The sequence below is a fragment of the Rhodovastum atsumiense genome (assembly GCF_937425535.1).
Taxonomy (GTDB): Bacteria; Pseudomonadota; Alphaproteobacteria; order Acetobacterales; family Acetobacteraceae; genus Rhodovastum; species Rhodovastum atsumiense.
In genome coordinates, this window is the sequence record NZ_OW485601.1 from 1,113,669 (window position 1) to 1,130,287 (window position 16,619).

Below are 16,619 nucleotides of genomic sequence, written 5' to 3' on the forward strand. Positions count from 1 at the left end.
CAACCTCGCAAAACGGTCCTTCAGGTCGGCGCCGGAGGGGCAACGGCTGACCCGGAGACAGATTGGACCGAAACGGGATGGCGAGCGAGACCTGTCGACATCTCCCTTGCGATCCGCGCCCGGCAGCCGGGCTGCCATGCGCCCAATGTCAAGCTGACTTGACGTAAATCTTTTCTGACAGATGCGGGACATCGATCCGGCGCCGACCATCCCGGTCGATCTGAAGCAAAGCAGAAATATGCACAATAATTTCGCATAATGTTGCTGATTTCGATAAAAAATAAGCAAAATTGCATAAATTTTCTCCTATTTTATAGTATTAGTGTAATATAATAATGATGTTTATTAATTTATATTTTAGATAATACTTTATTATGTATTTATAATTCTATATTTGAATACGTTTATATGAAGTTTTCATTTGATTTTGTGGAAAGCCAGGCACGGATGACATGATCTTGCCATATCGTTTCATTTTGAAACTGATACATTTTTGAGTCACGGGGTTTGATCTCGATCAAAGCGTAGCTCGGGCTGAGTGTTGCAATGTCGGTGTCGTTGAGTGATGTGCAGTTCGCCAAAGCAAGCACTAAAGAAAGGAAGATTGCGGGACAGGAAGTGGCGCTGGCCAACTGCGGGCGAATGACGCAAATACGTTGCAAAAGAGGCCGGCAACAACAATCCGGTTCAAAGGGGATCAGAAATAGGTTTTTCCTGACAGCAACCCCCGACAAATAGAGAAAGTGGCAGCTTTGAGCGCCCTGTTTTGTCCGGGTCAGGCATGACGGCCACCGACTGAGAAATGGCAGTATCCGTATTGCCTCCTCGGTCCGAGCAGTGGATGTGGCTGTAAGCCGTGCCTGTCAGGTTGTCCCGTGTTGGCTTTGTTGCCACGCGGGATGGGTTTCCCCCAGGCGATCCCCCGGCATTCGTGCCGGCAAGGAACGCCCAACTGAGCCTCACCACGTGTGGGCGCGGCCTGGCGAGAAATCGCCGGGCCGTTTTTATTTGCCCCGTGACCATCGGGCCGGGGTACACGACCCCCGGCACCGATCTCCGGATCAAAGTGCCCGGGCAGCCGCCATGACGTCCTTCGCGTGCCCCTCTACCTTCACCTTGCGCCAGACCCTGGCGATCTTGCCGGCTCCGTCGATCAGGAAAGTGGACCGCTCGATGCCCATGTATTTCCGGCCGTACATGGATTTTTCCACCCACACGCCATAGGCCTGCGCCACCTCGGTGGACTGATCGGAAGCGAGCGGGAAAACCAGGTTGTACTTCAGCGCGAACTTCTCGATCCGTGGCAGCGGATCCGGCGACACCCCGATCACCTCGATGCCGATCTTCACGAATTGCGTCAGCGCTTCCTGGAAGGCACAGGCTTCCTTGGTGCAACCGGAGGTATCTGCCTTCGGGTAGAAATAGAGGATGTAGGGACGCCCTTTCAGCTTCGCCGTGCTGACCTCCCTGCCCGCGCTCGCGGGCATGGAAAACGCGGGCGCGGGATCGCCCTCCTGAACGCTCATGTCTCGGTCTCTCCCCCGATGGGGCCAATGTGGCGCAAGAATGCCGCCCGCACCTGATGCGCAAGCGTATCCAAGGTGGCGCGCAGCCCGGCCAAGTCAACCGGCGCCGGATCGAGCCCCGCCGCCGTGGTCGCCGCCAGCAGTGCCGCCGCGGTCGCCTCCGCCAGCTTCGCGCCGGGTGCCCGCCCGTAGGAAATGCGCAACAGCCCCTGCACGCTCCGCCAGACCCGGTCGGCGCGGATCAGCACCCCGGCATCCTCCGCCGGTAGCAACCCGGCATCGCAGAGCCGCGCCAGCGCCACCCGCGTCGTCGGATGCGCCAGCGCGGGATGAGCGGCGGCGTGGACGAGCTGCAGGGCCTGGGCGATGAACTCCACCTCGATCTGCCCGCCGGGCCGGAGCTTCACGTCCCAGGCGCCGCCGCCCGGCAGTTCGCGCAGCATGCGGGCCCGCATCGCCGCGGCATCCGCGCGGATGCGCTCGGCCGGGCCGGCATTGCTGATCGCCGTGCGGATCGCCGCCTCGACGCGGGCCCGCAACCCCGGCGGCCCTGCCACCACCCGCGCCCGGGTCATCGCCATCCGCTCCCAGGTCCAGGCGCCGTTATGCTCGAGCCCGGCCGCGTGGTAGCGCTCGAAGGCACCCAGCGACACCGCCACCGGCCCCTTGTTGCCCGAAGGACGCAGCCGCATGTCGACGGCGAACATCGGCCCCACCGCATCCGGGGCGGTCAGCGCGGCGACATAGGCATGCACGGCGCGGATGAACCACTGGCTCGCCGCCAGCACGCGGGGGCCATCGCTCTCGCTGGCCTGCTCGGGATGGTCGTAGACGAACAGCAGGTCGAGATCCGAGCCGGCCATCATCTCCCGCGAACCGGCCTTGCCCAGCACGACCACCGCCATCTCCCCGCCGCGGACGCGGCCGAAGCGGATGGCAAAATCATCCAGCACCAGGGGCAGCAGCACCTGCAGCACCGCATCCACCATGCCCGACCGCGCCTCCCCGGCCCGGTCGGCGTCGATGCGCCCCTCCATGGTGGCGACCGAGATGGAGAAATCCTCGGCCCGCACGGTCGAGCGGATGATGCCGATCGCCTCTTCCAGCCCTCGTGCATCCGCCAGCCGGGTGCGCAGCGTGCGGGCGACGTCGCCGCCCTCGGCCGGCGAGAGCAGGCCCTCCAGCGCGCCGGGCGTGCGGGCGATGTAGTCGGCCAGCGACGGCGCGGCGCCGAGCATCGCCGCCACCCGGTCGAGCAAAGCCGGGTTGTGCTGGAACAGCGAGAGCAGTTGCACCCCCGCCGGCAGATGGCCGAGGAAGGCGTCGAAGCGGTTGAAGGCGGCGTCGGGCTGCGGCTGGCGCGCCAGGGCCTGCAGCAGCCCCGGCAACACCGTGCGCATCAGCTCCCGCGCCCGCTGCGAGCGCAGCGCCCGCAGCCGGCCCGCGAGCCAACTGCGCACCGCCTCGACGATCCGATCGGTCTCGGTGTACCCCATCGCCTTCAACGCGGCCGCGGTGGCGGGCGGCGCCTCGCCGGTGCCGCTGAAATCGAGCGACTCCGCGCCCCTGCCTTCGGTCGGATCGGGCACGGCGGCGAACACCTCCAGATAGCGCGACTGCACCCGCTCCAGGTGACGCAGCAGCGCGCCGGCAAAGGCGGCGGCGTCGGGGAAGCCCATGAAGACGGCGAAGGCGTCCAACTGCTCCGGCTTCTCGGGCAGCGAATGGGTCTGCCGGTCCTGCACCATCTGCAGCCGGTGCTCGACCCGGCGCAGGAAGCGATAGGCGGCCCCCAGCTCGCCGGTGGTGCGCGCAGAGATGTGGCCGGCACGGGCCAGCAGCGCCAGCGCGGTCAGCGTGCGGGATTGCCGCAGCTCCGGGTTGCGCCCGCCCCAGACCAGTTGCAGCGTCTGCGCCACGAACTCGATCTCGCGGATGCCGCCTTCGCCGAGCTTCACGTTGTGCCCGGCGATCCGCGCCACCGGATCCGGCTGCGCGCCCAGGCCGGTGCCCTTGTGCGCGTCGATTCGCCGCTTCATGGCATGGATGTCGGCCAGCGCCGCGAAATCGAGATGGCGGCGCCAGACGAAGGGCCGGATCGCCTCGAGGAAGGCGGCGCCGCAGGCGAGGTCCCCGGCGACCGGGCGGGCCTTCAGCATGGCCGCCCGTTCCCAGTTCTGGCCCATGCTCTCGTAATAGGCGATGGCCGCCGGCAGGGCGATGCAGGGCGGGGTGGCGGCCGGGTCGGGCCGCAGCCGCAGGTCGGTGCGGAACACGTAGCCGTTCGCATCCCGCGCTTCCATCAGGGACACGAGGCCGCGTGCCAGACGGGTGTAGAAGGCACCTGCCGCATCGCCGTGGTAAATACCGGAGTCGGGATCCTGCAGAAGGACGAGGTCGACATCGCTGGAATAGTTCAGCTCGCGCGCGCCGAGCTTGCCCATGCCGAGCACCACGAAGCCGCTGCCCAGCTCAGGCTGTTCCGGATCGGGCAGGCGCAGGTCCCCGCTGGCATGGCCGGCCCGCAGCAGATGGGCGACCGAGGCCCGCAGCGCGGCCTCGGCCAGATCGGAGAGGGCGGCGGTGACCCGATCGAGATCCCAGATGCCACCGATATCGGCGACGGCGGTGGTCAGCGCGACCGCACGCTTGGCCGCCCGCAGCGTCGCCGCGAGCTGCGCCCGCGGGGCATCCGGCGCCATCGCGGCGATCGCTGCCATGGCGCGCCGCACCGGCTCCTCCGGCCCGGCCTGCACCAGCAGGCCGAGCGCGAGGGCCTCGCGCACCGCCAGGTCAGCCAGATACGGGCTGTTGCCGCCAAGCGCGCGCAGCATCCCGGCCACTGGAGGGTGACCGGCGAGCGCCGCCTCGGCCTCGCCGAGGGCGGAGAAACGTTCGATCAGGCGGTCCGCGGCGGCTGCATCGGCCGGCGCGGGCCAGTGCGCGGGCAGCGCGAAGCCGCCGGGACCACATGTCGGGGAGGGCGTCGTATTCATCAGCGCGCAGGCTGGGCGTGAGCAAGCCTCTCGGTCAAGCCGCCCGCAGCACCGGCCGACAGGTGCACCGGTTCCTGCAGATCGCGCTGGCCCTGGTGATCCTGCTCACCGCTTCCGCCGGCGTGCTGGCCTGGCGCCTGGCGCAGGGCCCGATCGAACTCGGCTGGCTCGCGCGGCGCATCGAAGCCGCCGCCAATCCCGAAGGCAGCCCGATCCGCGTCAGCCTCGACAGTGCCGGGCTGGCCTGGGAAGGCTTCAGCCAGGGCGTCGACATGCCCCTGGATATCCGGCTCACCGGCATCGTCGCCACCGATGCGGCGGGAAACCGCGTCGCCGAGGTACCGGAAGCGGACGTGTCGCTCTCGGCGGCCTCGCTGCTGGCCGGGCGCATCGTGCCGCGGGCGCTGGACATCGAAGGTATACGCCTGCGTGCGCGTCGGAGCGAGGACGGTAGCGTCGCCGTCGATCTCGGCCCCTCCGGCGAAGCCGGGCAGACGGGCGCCGGCGAAGCCGGCCGGGCGGGCGATGCGGCCTCGGGTGATGCGCCCCCTGCGACGCAACCACAGGACTCCCGGGCGCGGGGGCAGGACTTCGTCGCCGATCTGGTGCGCGATCTCGCGCGGCCGGCGACCTCGGATGCCGGGGTGCTCGGCTCGCGCTGGTCACAGTTGCGCCGGGTCCGCGTCCGCGACGCGGCGCTGACGGTGGAGGATCGCCAGCTCGGCACCACCTGGCGGGCCTCGGAGGTGATGCTCGACATCCGGCGGCGCCCGGAAGGCGGGGCCATCGGCAAGGCGGAACTGGCGCTCGGGCTCGGTGACCAGGTCGTGCGCGCCTCCGCCGAGGCGATCCTGCAGGCCGGCAGCCAGACGACGACGGTGGCGCTGCAGCTCAGCCCGGTCAACCCGGCCCGCCTGGCCAAACTCGCCCCCGCCCTGGCCCCGCTCGCCGCCCTCGACGCGACGGTGACGCTGGGGGGAACGGCGGAGCTGAGCGACGATTTTGCCCCCCAGCGCTTCAGCCTGCGCACCCGTATCGGCGCCGGCCGCATCTTCCTGGGCGAAGGCAGCGCGCCGCTGCTCGGCGCCACGGCCGAATTCGACGGCACCCCCTCGCAGGCCGAGCTGCGCCTGACCCGGCTCGAGCTGGCCCCCCGGCCGGAGGGTCCGCGCAGCGTGATCCAGGCCAGCGCGGCGCTGCGCCGGGCGCATGGGCGCCTGAGCGCCGACATCACCGTGGCACTCGACCAGGTGGCCTTCGCCGACCTGCCCGCGCTCTGGCCCGCCGGCGTGGGCGGGCCGGGCACGCGGCCCTGGATCACCCGCAACATCACCGCCGGCAGCGCCCGCAACGCCCGCATCGCGCTGACCCTGATGGCCGCCGAGGATTTCTCGGACGCCGATGTCACCGCGCTGTCCGGCGGCCTGGACGGCGAGGACCTGACGCTGCACTGGCTGCGGCCGGTGCCGCCGCTCGAACATGGCAATGCCCGCCTCAGCTTCGTCTCGCGCGACGAGATCGAGATCGCGGTCACCTCGGGGCGGCAGGCCGGCGGCACGCAAGGCGGCATCGCCGTGCAATCGGGGCGGGTGACCATCCTGGGCATCGCCGGCCATGACCAGTTCCTGAGCCTGGAGACCGACCTCGCCGGCCCGGTCCCCGACCTGCTCGCGGTGCTGAAGCATCCCCGGCTGCGCCTGCTCGACCGGCGCCCGATCCCGATCCAGGATGCCGCGGGGACCATCGCCGGCAAGCTCACCCTGACGCGGCTGCCGCTCAAGGACGATCTCCCGGTCGAGGACATCCGCATCCAGTCGGTCGGCAAGCTGACGAAGCTGCATCTCGGCGGCATTGCCGCCGGCCACGACCTCGATCGCGGCACGCTGGATTTCGAGGCCGGGACCGAAGGGCTGAAGCTGCGCGGCTCGGCGACGCTCGCCGAGATCCCGACACAGTTGCAGGTCGAGATGGATTTCCGCTCCGGCCCGCCCACGCAGGTCCTGCAGAAGATCACGGTCTCCGGCAATGCCGAAGCGCGCCAGCTCGCCGCCGCCGGGCTGGACAGCGCCGGGCTGCTGGATGGCACCACCGGATTGCAGGCGACCTGGCAAACCCGCCGCAACGGTCGCGGCGAGGTCAGCCTGCGCGCCGATCTCGGCCGGACGGTGCTGCAGTTGCCGCAACTCAATTTCCGCAAGCCGGCCGGACGGCCCGCGACCGGAGAGGCGCATGTCCTGCTCGAGCGCGACCAGGTGACGAGCATCGATCGCCTGCGCATCGATGGTGAGGGCGTGCTCCTGGCCGGCCGGGTCGGCTTCGCCGGCGGGCGCGCGCAACGCCTGCAATTCGACCGGGTGATGCTCGGCCCGGCCACCGATGCCAGCGGCGAACTGCGCATCCCCCAGGCGCCAGGCGAGCCTTGGGTGGCGACGCTGTCCGGTCCGAGCCTCGATGCCTCCGCCGAGTTCGGCCGCGACAGCACCTCGAAGCGCGAGAAGCGCGACGACGCCGACCGGCCAGGTCCCCCCTGGAAGGTGGACATGCGCTTCGAGCGCGTCGTGCTCGGCCCGGAAGGCCGGCTGATGCGCAGCGTCATGGCACGCGCGGAAAACGATGGGGAAGTGATCCGGCGCGGCCTGCTGGAAGGCCGCACCTCCACCAACAAGGGCTTCCGCATCGAAATCACGCCGCAGCCGGGCGGACGGACGCTGAACGGCAGTGCCGAGGATGCCGGCGGGTTGTTGCGGGCGCTCGACGTGGTGGACGACATGCAGGGCGGGCACATGACGGTGACTGGCCGTTATGACGACAGCCGGGCCGGCCACCCGCTTTCGGGCACGGCGGAGATCGTCGATTTCCGCATGCGCAACACCCCGAGCCTCGCCAAGCTGCTGCAGGTGATGACGCTGTACGGGCTGGTCGAGGCGCTGCAGGGGCCGGGGCTGGGCTTTGACCGGCTGATCGCCCCGTTCCGGTTGACCGGGGACGAGCTGGAACTGACCGATGCACGGGTGTTCAACGCCTCGCTCGGCATGACCGCGAAGGGACGGATCGATCTCGCCCGGCGGACGGCCGCGGTGGAAGGCACCATCGTGCCGGCCTATTTCTTCAACACGCTGCTCGGCAAGGTGCCGCTGGTGGGCCGGCTGTTCAGTCCCGAGCGCGGCGGCGGCCTGTTCGCCGCCACCTATGCGGTGCGCGGGAAGCTCGATGATCCCACGGTCACGATCAACGCCCTGGCCGCGCTGACGCCGGGCTTCCTGCGCGGGCTGTTCGGGCTGTTCGACCTGCCGAACGGGGGCGGGCCGCAGAACTGACCAGCGGCCCCAGGCGCCTGGCCACGTTGGCGGGGTTTCACCCCGCACCCGACCAGGGCGCTGCCCTGGACCTGCCAAGGGCTTCGCCCTTGGAACCCATTCTTTGCCGCGTCCGGCCCTCGCCTTTCATGACCGTCCAAAGAAAATGACGAAACCAACGTAAAGGGCCGTTGACACATTACAGCGCGGCAATTTATTCTCCATCCGTGTTCACGAGCTGGGTGGCAGCCACTGCCATCAGGTGATGACTTTGTCGGGCAACACGTTCCGATGACGACCCTGCCGCGGGGCATCGCGGAGAAACGTGTCAATCCTCCTAGTTGGAGAGTTAGTCATGGCGAACAGCCTGTCGGGCCTGACCGACGACGAAGCCCAGGAATTCCACAACCAGTTCAAGACCACCTTCTCGGCCTTCCTCGGCGTCGCCGCGGTCGCGCACCTGCTGGTGTGGATCTGGAAGCCCTGGTTCTAAGCTGAGCTGAGGAGGATAATCTCATGGCTAACCCGCAGGACGATTGGAAGATCTGGCTGGTTCTGAACCCGAAGACCTGGCTGCCGGTGATCTGGATCGCCGCGCTCGTGGTCGCGATCGCGGTTCACCTCGCCGTCGTGTCCCAGCCGAAGTTCAACTGGATCGGTGGCCCGGCGCCGGTTGCGGCGACGAAGTAAAATAAGCGATTTATCGCTTCATTTTATTGGCGTGATAGCGGACAGGGCCGGATGGCTCTGTCCGTTATTTTATTGTTACGGGCCTTCCGCCGTTAACCCGGTTCCGCGGGGCGGCGCCATTCCGCGACGGTGAAGCCCACCAGCAGCCAGAACCCACCGACCAGGAAGCCGCTGGCAACATCGGTCGTGTGGTGCACGCTGAGGAAAATCCGGCTGAAGCCGACCAGGATGATGGCAACCCCGGTCCAGTAGGCGATATCGAAACGCCGCCGCGGGTTGGGCAGGTCGCGCAGGATCGCATAGGCGACGAAGCCGAAGGTCGCCATGGCCCCCGTGGCATGGGCGCTCGGGAAGGACGGCGAGAGCGCCGTCGCCACGCCGTCCAGGAATTCCGGCCGGGGCCGGGCGATGGCGAACTTGCCGATCCAGGTCGTCATCTGCGCGCCGACCAGGGTGAGCCAGAGCGGCATGATCAGCCAGAACCGGCGGCTCGCCCAGAGGAAGCCGGTCGCGGTCACCGCGACCGCCCCGAGCGCTGCGCTTTCGCCGAGCGTGGTCACCCAGACGAAACCACGCAGCAGCCAGGGGGCACGATAGGGTGCGAGCGCGGCATTGATGCGATCATCGAAGGGGGCGGTCGCCTCGCCGCTGACCACCACTTCGGCCAGTCCGCCGAACAACGCCGCCGCGTACAAGGCGGCAAGGATCAGCAGCAGCGCCGGCAGGCCGGAGAAGCGCCGCGGCGTGAGCCTCGCCGCCAGGGCCGCGTGCAGGCGGGGATACCTGGCCTCCAGCCAGGCCCGCAACGGCCGGGTGCGGACCCAGGCCCCCGACCGGCGCAGCCGCACCGCCCAGCGTGGCGCCAACGCCAGCGCCTGCCCCAGCGCCAGCCAGGCCAGCCGCCGGACCAGCAGCAGCGCGGCAACGACAAGCAGGATGATCGCCAGCAGCAGCACGGTCCCTGCCCCTTCCGCGCCCGCGCCCACCTCCGGGGTCATGGCACGAAGACCCCGATGGCACGGCGGCGCACGCGAAACCGCGCCGGGGTCTTGGTGGTGATCTCCCCGTCCGTGTTCACCGAGCGGGGACGGCGGGTGCGGATCTCGATCTGCTCGCCTTCCAGGGTGCGGATCTCCGACCAGGTGTCGAGGCGGCCGCTGCGCAGCGCCGGCAACAGGCGCAGCAGGCGCCAGAAGCTGGAGATCTCCAGGCTGTAGATGTGCAGTTGCCCGTCATCGATGCGCGCATGCTCCGAGACGGTCATGCCGCCGCCGTAGTGGCGGCCGTTGCCGACCGCCACATGCACCGTGCGCGAAACCTCGACAGTGGGACCATGGATGATTTCCGCATGGAACGGGCGCAGCCGCGAGAGCACGCGCGCGCCGGCAATGGCATAGCCGAGCGGACCGAAGCGGCGCTTGGCGTCGCGACTCAGCGCCCGGGTCAGGTCCACGCCGAAGCCGATGCTGGCGACGTTGAAGAACGGATGCCCGTTGACCTCGCCGAGGTCGATGCGATGCACCTTGCCGGCGGCGATGATCCGCGCCGCCGCCTCCGGGTCGGCCGGGATCCCGAGCGTGCGGGCGAGGTCGTTGGCGGTGCCGAGCGGGATGATGCCGAGCGGCAGCCCGGTGTCCAGCAGCCCGGGGGCGGCGGCATTCATCGTGCCGTCGCCGCCGCCGATGATCACGCGATCGACCTCGCCGGCCAGGCCGCGGATCAGATCCGACAGATCCCCGGCCCGCTGGCAGTCGCGGCAGAGCACTTCCTCCCCCGCCTGCTGCAGCACGCGGGTGACCGTGTCCCGCGCCCCGGCCCCGCTGCGGCTGTGCGGGTTGACGATCAGCAGCGCCGGGCGCCGCGTCATGCGCCGCCCCCCTCGGGCCGGGCCAGGCGGCGGCGCCGGCGGCCGGCCATTTGGTTCAGCGTCTCGACCAGGGCAGAGAAGCCGATCGCGGCGTAGATGTAGCCCTTCGGCACATGCGCGCCGAAGCCATCGGCGACCAGGGTCATGCCGATCAGCAGCAGGAACGAGAGCGCCAGCATCTTCACCGTCGGATGGCGATCGACAAAGCCCGCGACCGGACCGGCGGCGAGCATCATGATCGCGATCGAAATGCACACCGCCGTGACCATCACCCACAGCTCGTTGGCCATGCCCACCGCAGTGATGACGCTGTCGAGCGAGAACACCAGGTCTAGCGCCGCGATCTGGACGATGGCGGAAGCGAAGCCGATCCTTGCCGTGCCGGCGGTGCCGTGCTCGCCCTCGCCCTCGATGCGGGCGTGGATCTCCACGGTGCCCTTGTAGACCAGGAACAACCCGCCGCCGATCAGGATCAGGTCACGCCAGGAAAAACTGTTTCCCGCCACCGCGAACACCGGCGCGGTCAGGTGCATGATCCAACTGATCGTGGCCAGCAGCGCGAGTCGCAGCCCGAGCGCCAGGGTCAGGCCGATCCGTCGCCCGGCAGCCTGCTGCGCCGGTGGCAGGCGGCCAGCGATGATGCTCAGGAAAATCAGGTTGTCGATGCCAAGGACGATCTCGAGCGCCGTCAGGGTCAGCAGGCTCGCCCAGATCTGTGGGTCGGTCAGCCAGTCCATCACATCCCCCGGCCTGGTACGGCGAAACATGGCCGGCCCAGGGGCCGCCACCGGGTAGGGACGGAAAAGACGATCATCGCGTGATGCTCCATCGGGTCATGGTGGAGAACACGCGCGACACGGCGATCGGATCCGCAACGGCACCGGCTTCGCCGCGAAGCGCGCGGTGATCCGACATCGCAGGGTTGGCCGGCGCAAGCCGACGTCCCTGCCAGAGGGGCCCGGACCGTGTTTGCAGGCCAACAGATCGTACGCCGGTGGGTTCGCGCAACCCGGAGACTGCCCGGACACGTGATCCTCCACCACGGCCCGGTCGGCATCGCCACGCCTACCGACAAGGGAAAAGGTCGCGGTATCTTCGCTGGACAGCCGGACCGGAGGTCCTTATCGGCTGCCCACGTCGTTTCGCCCTCCTTCATCGGTTTTGCCGGGAGCAGCCCGTGGCCCCACGCCGTCCTGTCGTCGTCTTCGATCTCGGCGGCGTGCTGATCGACTGGAACCCACGCCATCTCTATCGCAAGCTTTTCGCGGGCGATGAGGCGGGCATGGAGCGCTTCCTCGCGCAGGTGTGTTCGCCGGCCTGGAACCTGACGCTGGATGCCGGGCGCGACTGGGCAGAGGCGATCGCCGAGCTGGTGGCGCAGCACCCGGAACAGGCGGCGTTGATCACGGCCTACCACCAGCGCTGGCCCGAGATGCTGGGTGGGCCGATCGCCGGCAGCGTCGCCATCCTCGACGAATTGCGGCAATCCGGGACGCCCCTGTACGCGCTCACCAACTGGTCCGACGAAACCTTCGCGATCGCGCTTCGGCTTTACGACTTCCTCGGCTGGTTCGAAGGCATCGTGGTTTCCGGACGGGAACGTCTGGTCAAGCCGGACCCGCGGCTCTTCCGGATCCTGCTGGACCGCCATGGGCTCGCCGCCGGGGATGTTGTCTATATCGACGACAACCCTGCCAATGCCGAGGCGGCGGGCCGGCTCGGCATGCACCCCATCCACTTCACCACCGCGCCGGCGCTGCGTGCAAATCTTGGAGAGCTGGGGCTGCTGGCCGGGCATTAAGAAGCGCCGGCGGCCTGGCACCGATCCCCTGATGGCGGGGCGGCTTCGCGGCGGTCGCGGGGCTGCAGGGGCGGACCAATGGGGAATGATTTTGCAGCCGCTTTCAATGAGCTACGGCAGAATTGCCCACGGTCGATTCCTGACTTGCATCGCTTGAATGATCCGTGCTTGGTCGGTGGCACAGGAACGCCCAGAGCCGTTCGGCAACATCTCTTTACTCTTCGGGCTTTCACCAGCACCGGGTGGAAGTTTCCTGCGCAACTGGTTCTAATTTGTAATCAGATGTGGTGAATATTTCGTTCTGAAACCGGTTTCAAAATTTCCATTCGGATTGACCCAGGTCAAACCTTCGCTTCCCTCAGTTGAATTATTTGTGCATCTGCGAACTTCGCTCCGGCATGTCGCCGGTCACCAGACCAAGGAGATGGCGCATGATCCTCTCGCCCTTGGCGGCTGCCGCAGGGATGCCGGACGGCATCGGCGCACGGCGGCAGAACGTGGCCCGCGACAAGGCATAAGCCGGACGCATCGCGATGCGTGCTTCTCTGCTGCTCACCTTTTTGCGGAAAACGGGCGCGGGCGCACCGTGGCAACCGGGCCCGGGAGCGATTGCTCCCGCTTGGCAACGGCCCTTGGATACGTTACCTGCTGATACCAAGCTGGGCTGGTGCCGGGGAGGACATCACCTGGCCGGCGGAGCTCGCCGTATCGGCTGGTCCAAGGGCCGACGCGTCGGGATCCCGCCCTCTGCCAGGTCGCACTCAACCGGGCGGCCCTGGGCCCTGACTGCTTTCTTGCCGCCCCGCCACCCGACACCGACCTGGTCGCTGCCGTGCAGGCGCGGTACGCCGCGCGCGGCCGGACGGATATATGAAATCGCCGGTCAAACGTGCCGGCGAGGAGGAGACCGCCGTGAGCACTGAAACCTCCCTGATCCTGGTCCTGAACAGCGGGTCGTCCTCGCTCAAATTCGCCGTCCACGAGACCGGCGCGCGGACAGCCCTGTTGTCCGGCCTTGCCGAGCGCCTCGGCGCCGCACAGCCGACCATCACCTTCAAGGAAGCCGACCGGAAGGCGACGCACGCGCTGCCGGCCGCCACCCATACCGCGGCGCTGGACGCGGTGCTGGCCGAGCTCACCCGCCATGGCTGGCTGGATCGCCTGACCGCGATCGGCCACCGCGTGGTGCATGGCGGCGAGCGCTTCGCCGCCTCGGTGGTCATCACCCCGCAGGTCATCGCCGACATCGAGTCCTGCAGCCATCTGGCACCGCTACACAACCCGCCGGCGCTGCTGGGCATACGCGTCGCGATCGAGCGGCTGCCGACGATCCCGCATGTCGCCGTGCTCGACACCGCCTTCCACCAGACGATGCCGCCCCGGGCCTACATGTACGCGCTGCCGATGTGGGTCTATCGCGACCATGGCGTGCGCCGCTACGGCTTCCACGGCACCAGCCACCGCTTCGTGGCGCAGGAAGCCGTGCAGATGCTCGACCTCGATCCCGCCGACCATGGCCTGGTCATCGCCCATCTGGGCAACGGCTCCTCGGCAACGGCGGTGCAGGACGGGCGCAGCGTCGATACCACGATGGGCATGACCCCGCTGGAAGGCCTGGTGATGGGCACCCGCCCAGGCGATGTGGATCCCGGCGCCCTGATCTACCTGATGCGCCGCACCGGCTGGACCGTCGACGAGATGGACGCGATGCTGAACAAGCAATGCGGCCTGCTCGGGCTGTCCGAGCTGTCGAATGACTGCCGCGAACTGGGCAACGCCGCCGCCGAAGGCCACGAGGGCGCCAACCTGGCGCTCGATGTGTTCGTGCACCGGCTGGCACGGCATATCGGCGGGCTGGCGATGTCGCTGCGACGCCTGGATGCGGTGGTGTTCACCGGCGGCATCGGCGAGAACGCCGCGCGCATCCGCGAAATGACGCTGCAACGCCTCGCGCCGCTCGGGATCGAGCTGGATGCCGAGGCGAACCGCCGCTGTGTCGGTGGCACCCCCGGCCTGATCAGCACCGGCAACAAGCCGGCGGCGCTGGTGGTGAACACCAACGAGGAATGGATGATTGCCTGCGACACAGCCGCCCTGGCCCGTGCCGGCGCGGAAGAGCAGGATTCGCTGAAGGAGATCGCCTGACATGGACCGGCCGCGCCAGACATTCTTTCTGGCTCCCGTCTCGGATGACGTGGGACTGACTTCGATGGCGCTCGGCCTGGTGCAGGCGCTGCGCCGCGACCATGTCGCGGTCGGTTTCATCAAGCCGATCCTGCAGCCAGACACACGGGGCGTCGCCGACCTCGCCCCCTACTTCGCCCGCAACGTCCTGCATCTGGAAACACCGGAGCCGATCGCGTACGCGCAGGCCGAGGCCAGCGTGCGCAACGGCGGCCTGGACGCGCTGATGGAAGACCTGGTGGCGATGGTGGAGGCGGCCGGGGCCGGCTGCGACGCCGTCGTGATCCAGGGCCTGATCCCCTTTGCCGACCTGCAGGTCGCGAGCCAGCTCAACGCCGCCATGGCGCGCAGCTTCGCCGCCAGCCTGGTGCCGGTGCTCTCCGGGACCGGCCAGAACGCCGAGGCGCTCGGCGCCGTGGTCGACCTGACTGTCCGCCAGTTCGCCGACGGCGAGGAACCGCCGCCGGTCGCCGGCGTGCTGGTCAACCGGCTGAAGGCGGGCCCGATGGCCGGCGCGCTCGGCGAGTACCTGCCCGGCAGCGGTGGCCGCGTGCCGGTGCTGGGCGACGTGCCGTTCGAGCCGAAGCTGACCGCGCCGCGGCTGCAGGACGTGGTCGAGGCGCTCAGCCTCGGCATCGAGCAGGAAGGCAATCTCGCGCGGGCGCGGGTGCAGCATTTCGTCACCGCCGGGCGCGGCGTCGATGGCGTGATCGACCGGCTGCGGCCGGGCACGCTGGTGGTGGCGGCGGGCGAGCGCAGCGACATCATCCTGGCGACGGCGCTTGCGCACATGCAGGGCATGCCGCTCGCCGGCCTGCTGCTGACCTGCGGCACGCGGCTGTCGCCGCAGGTGGCTTCCATGCTGCGGGCGCCGCAGCTCGCCGGGCTGCCGATCCTGACCACGCATGAGGACACCTTCGCCTCTGGTGCGCTGCTCGCCGGGCTGTCGCGGCATGTGCGCCGCGACGACACCGAGCGGATGGAGCAGTCGATCGCGCACACGGCCGAGCACATCGACACCGGCTCGCTGCGCTCCCAGCTCGGGCGGCCCGGGCGGCTGCGCATGCCCCCGCCGGCGTTCCGCCACCGCCTGGTGCAGGCGGCGCGCGAGGCGGCGAAGCGGATCGTGCTGCCCGAGGGTGACGAGCCGCGCACGCTGCAGGCAGCGGCGATCTGCCAGCGCAAGGGCATCGCGCAATGCGTGCTGCTCGGCAACCCCGACCACATCCGCCAGGTGGCCGAGACGCAGGGCGTGGTGCTGCCGCCCGACATCGAGATCATCGATCCGATGGCGGTGCGCGGCCAGTACGTGGCGCCGATGTGCGAGCTGCGCCGCAGCAAGGGCCTGACCGCCGTGCAGGCGGAGCACCAGCTTGAGGACACCGTGGTGCTGGGCACCATGATGCTGGCGCAGGACGACGTGGACGGGCTGGTGTCCGGCGCGGTGCACACCACCGCCAACACGATCCGGCCGGCGCTGCAGTTGATCCGCACCGCCCCGGGATCCTCGATCGTCTCCAGCGTGTTCTTCATGCTGATGCCGAACGAGGTACTGGTGTACGGCGACTGCGCGGTCAATCCCGACCCGACCGCCGAGGAACTGGCCGACATCGCCATCCAGTCGGCGGATTCGGCCGTTGCCTTCGGCATCGACCCGCGGGTGGCGATGATCTCCTACTCGACCGGCAGCTCGGGCAGCGGCGCGGATGTGGACAAGGTGCGGCGCGCGCTTGAAATCGCGCGCGGCAAGCGCCCGGACCTGCTGATCGACGGGCCGCTGCAGTACGACGCGGCGAGCGTCGCCAGCGTCGGCCGGCAGAAGGCCCCGGACAGCGTGGTCGCCGGCCGCGCCAACGTGTTCGTCTTCCCCGACCTGAACACCGGCAACACCACCTACAAGGCGGTGCAGCGCTCGGCCCACGTGGTCAGCATCGGCCCGATGCTGCAGGGCCTGCGCAAGCCGGTGAACGACCTCTCGCGCGGGGCGCTGGTGGACGACATCGTCTACACCATCGCGCTGACAGCCATCCAGGCGCAGCAGGCCAACGCCAAGCGGGCCGCGGCGGCGGCGCAGCAGGCGGCGCTCACGGCGGCGGCGGACTAGACGCGGCCGAGAAGGCTGACGGAAAGAGCCGGGCCGGGTTCATCGGCCCGGCTCTTTTTGTTTGTTGATGTCGTCGGCGGCGGGCCGACGGTAGACCCACCCCGCCCCCTTTGGGGCGCATCGTGGCGGCCCCCCGGAACCGGACCAGACGAGCG

Annotated in this window: 11 protein-coding genes; 6 read left to right on the plus strand and 5 right to left on the minus strand. The window is 68.8% G+C overall.

The annotated features are described in order from the left end of the window. Window positions 1-1,061: 1,061 nt before the first annotated feature. Both bcp and NBY65_RS04870 read right to left on the minus strand, forming a co-directional pair. Window positions 1,062-1,526, minus strand: a complete 465-nt coding sequence (gene bcp, locus NBY65_RS04865; protein ID WP_150039464.1) for a thioredoxin-dependent thiol peroxidase — start codon at window positions 1,524-1,526, stop codon at window positions 1,062-1,064. Further along, window positions 1,523-4,522, minus strand: coding sequence for a bifunctional [glutamine synthetase] adenylyltransferase/[glutamine synthetase]-adenylyl-L-tyrosine phosphorylase (locus tag NBY65_RS04870; RefSeq protein WP_150039465.1), 3,000 nt, complete (start codon window positions 4,520-4,522; stop codon window positions 1,523-1,525). The genes bcp and NBY65_RS04870 overlap by 4 nt, the downstream gene beginning before the upstream one ends. A gap of 17 nt (window positions 4,523-4,539) precedes the next feature. On the opposite strand from NBY65_RS04870, the gene NBY65_RS04875 reads away from it, so the two are divergent. The 3 genes from NBY65_RS04875 to pufA all read left to right on the plus strand — a co-directional run bounded on the left by NBY65_RS04875 (window position 4,540) and on the right by pufA (window position 8,508). Beyond that, window positions 4,540-7,839 carry a YhdP family protein gene (locus NBY65_RS04875; protein WP_150039466.1) on the plus strand — a complete coding sequence of 1,100 codons (3,300 nt, stop codon included), beginning with the start codon at window positions 4,540-4,542 and terminating at the stop codon, window positions 7,837-7,839. Between the two features lie 334 nt (window positions 7,840-8,173). Beyond that, the gene (pufB, locus tag NBY65_RS04880; RefSeq protein WP_150039467.1) at window positions 8,174-8,311 is read left to right on the plus strand and encodes a light-harvesting antenna LH1, beta subunit; all 138 of its coding nucleotides are present in this window, start codon (window positions 8,174-8,176) and stop codon (window positions 8,309-8,311) included. A gap of 23 nt (window positions 8,312-8,334) precedes the next feature. Beyond that, complete coding sequence (gene pufA / locus NBY65_RS04885) at window positions 8,335-8,508, plus strand: light-harvesting antenna LH1, alpha subunit (protein ID WP_150039468.1); 174 nt, start codon at window positions 8,335-8,337, stop codon at window positions 8,506-8,508. Between the two features lie 92 nt (window positions 8,509-8,600). Here the strand turns inward: pufA and NBY65_RS04890 are convergent, their stop codons facing one another. The 3 genes from NBY65_RS04890 to NBY65_RS04900 are packed head-to-tail and all read right to left on the minus strand — an operon-like array spanning window position 8,601 to window position 11,112. Beyond that, on the minus strand, window positions 8,601-9,506 hold the full coding sequence (locus tag NBY65_RS04890) for a phosphatase PAP2 family protein (RefSeq protein WP_150039469.1): 906 nt from the start codon (window positions 9,504-9,506) through the stop codon (window positions 8,601-8,603). Beyond that, window positions 9,503-10,375, minus strand: a complete 873-nt coding sequence (locus tag NBY65_RS04895; protein WP_150039470.1) for a lipid kinase — start codon at window positions 10,373-10,375, stop codon at window positions 9,503-9,505. Before NBY65_RS04895 ends, NBY65_RS04890 begins: the two co-directional genes overlap by 4 nt. Continuing rightward, complete coding sequence (locus tag NBY65_RS04900) at window positions 10,372-11,112, minus strand: TerC family protein (RefSeq protein ID WP_150039471.1); 741 nt, start codon at window positions 11,110-11,112, stop codon at window positions 10,372-10,374. Before NBY65_RS04900 ends, NBY65_RS04895 begins: the two co-directional genes overlap by 4 nt. 440 nt (window positions 11,113-11,552) lie before the next feature. Here NBY65_RS04900 and NBY65_RS04905 point away from each other — a divergent pair, with 440 nt between their 5' ends. The 3 genes from NBY65_RS04905 (at window position 11,553) to pta (ending at window position 16,464) form a co-directional block, all read left to right on the plus strand. After that, complete coding sequence (locus tag NBY65_RS04905; RefSeq protein WP_150039472.1) at window positions 11,553-12,176, plus strand: HAD family hydrolase; 624 nt, start codon at window positions 11,553-11,555, stop codon at window positions 12,174-12,176. Between the two features lie 912 nt (window positions 12,177-13,088). Beyond that, a complete protein-coding gene (locus NBY65_RS04910; RefSeq protein ID WP_150039473.1) occupies window positions 13,089-14,321 on the plus strand; it encodes an acetate/propionate family kinase in 1,233 nt (410 codons plus the stop codon). Window position 14,322: 1 nt separating this feature from the next. After that, the gene (gene pta / locus NBY65_RS04915) at window positions 14,323-16,464 is read left to right on the plus strand and encodes a phosphate acetyltransferase (protein ID WP_150039474.1); all 2,142 of its coding nucleotides are present in this window, start codon (window positions 14,323-14,325) and stop codon (window positions 16,462-16,464) included. Window positions 16,465-16,619: the final 155 nt, after the last annotated feature.

What these genes read in the sequence shown, in the direction of transcription:
- pufB (WP_150039467.1), top strand. Translation starts at nt 8,174, where the DNA reads ATGGCGAACAGCCTGTCGGGCCTGACCGACGACGAAGCCCAGGAATTC.
- NBY65_RS04890 (WP_150039469.1), bottom strand. Translation starts at nt 9,506, where the DNA reads ATGACCCCGGAGGTGGGCGCGGGCGCGGAAGGGGCAGGGACCGTGCTG.
- bcp (WP_150039464.1), bottom strand. Translation starts at nt 1,526, where the DNA reads ATGAGCGTTCAGGAGGGCGATCCCGCGCCCGCGTTTTCCATGCCCGCG.
- pta (WP_150039474.1), top strand. Translation starts at nt 14,323, where the DNA reads ATGGACCGGCCGCGCCAGACATTCTTTCTGGCTCCCGTCTCGGATGAC.
- NBY65_RS04870 (WP_150039465.1), bottom strand. Translation starts at nt 4,522, where the DNA reads ATGAATACGACGCCCTCCCCGACATGTGGTCCCGGCGGCTTCGCGCTG.
- pufA (WP_150039468.1), top strand. Translation starts at nt 8,335, where the DNA reads ATGGCTAACCCGCAGGACGATTGGAAGATCTGGCTGGTTCTGAACCCG.
- NBY65_RS04900 (WP_150039471.1), bottom strand. Translation starts at nt 11,112, where the DNA reads ATGGACTGGCTGACCGACCCACAGATCTGGGCGAGCCTGCTGACCCTG.
- NBY65_RS04895 (WP_150039470.1), bottom strand. Translation starts at nt 10,375, where the DNA reads ATGACGCGGCGCCCGGCGCTGCTGATCGTCAACCCGCACAGCCGCAGC.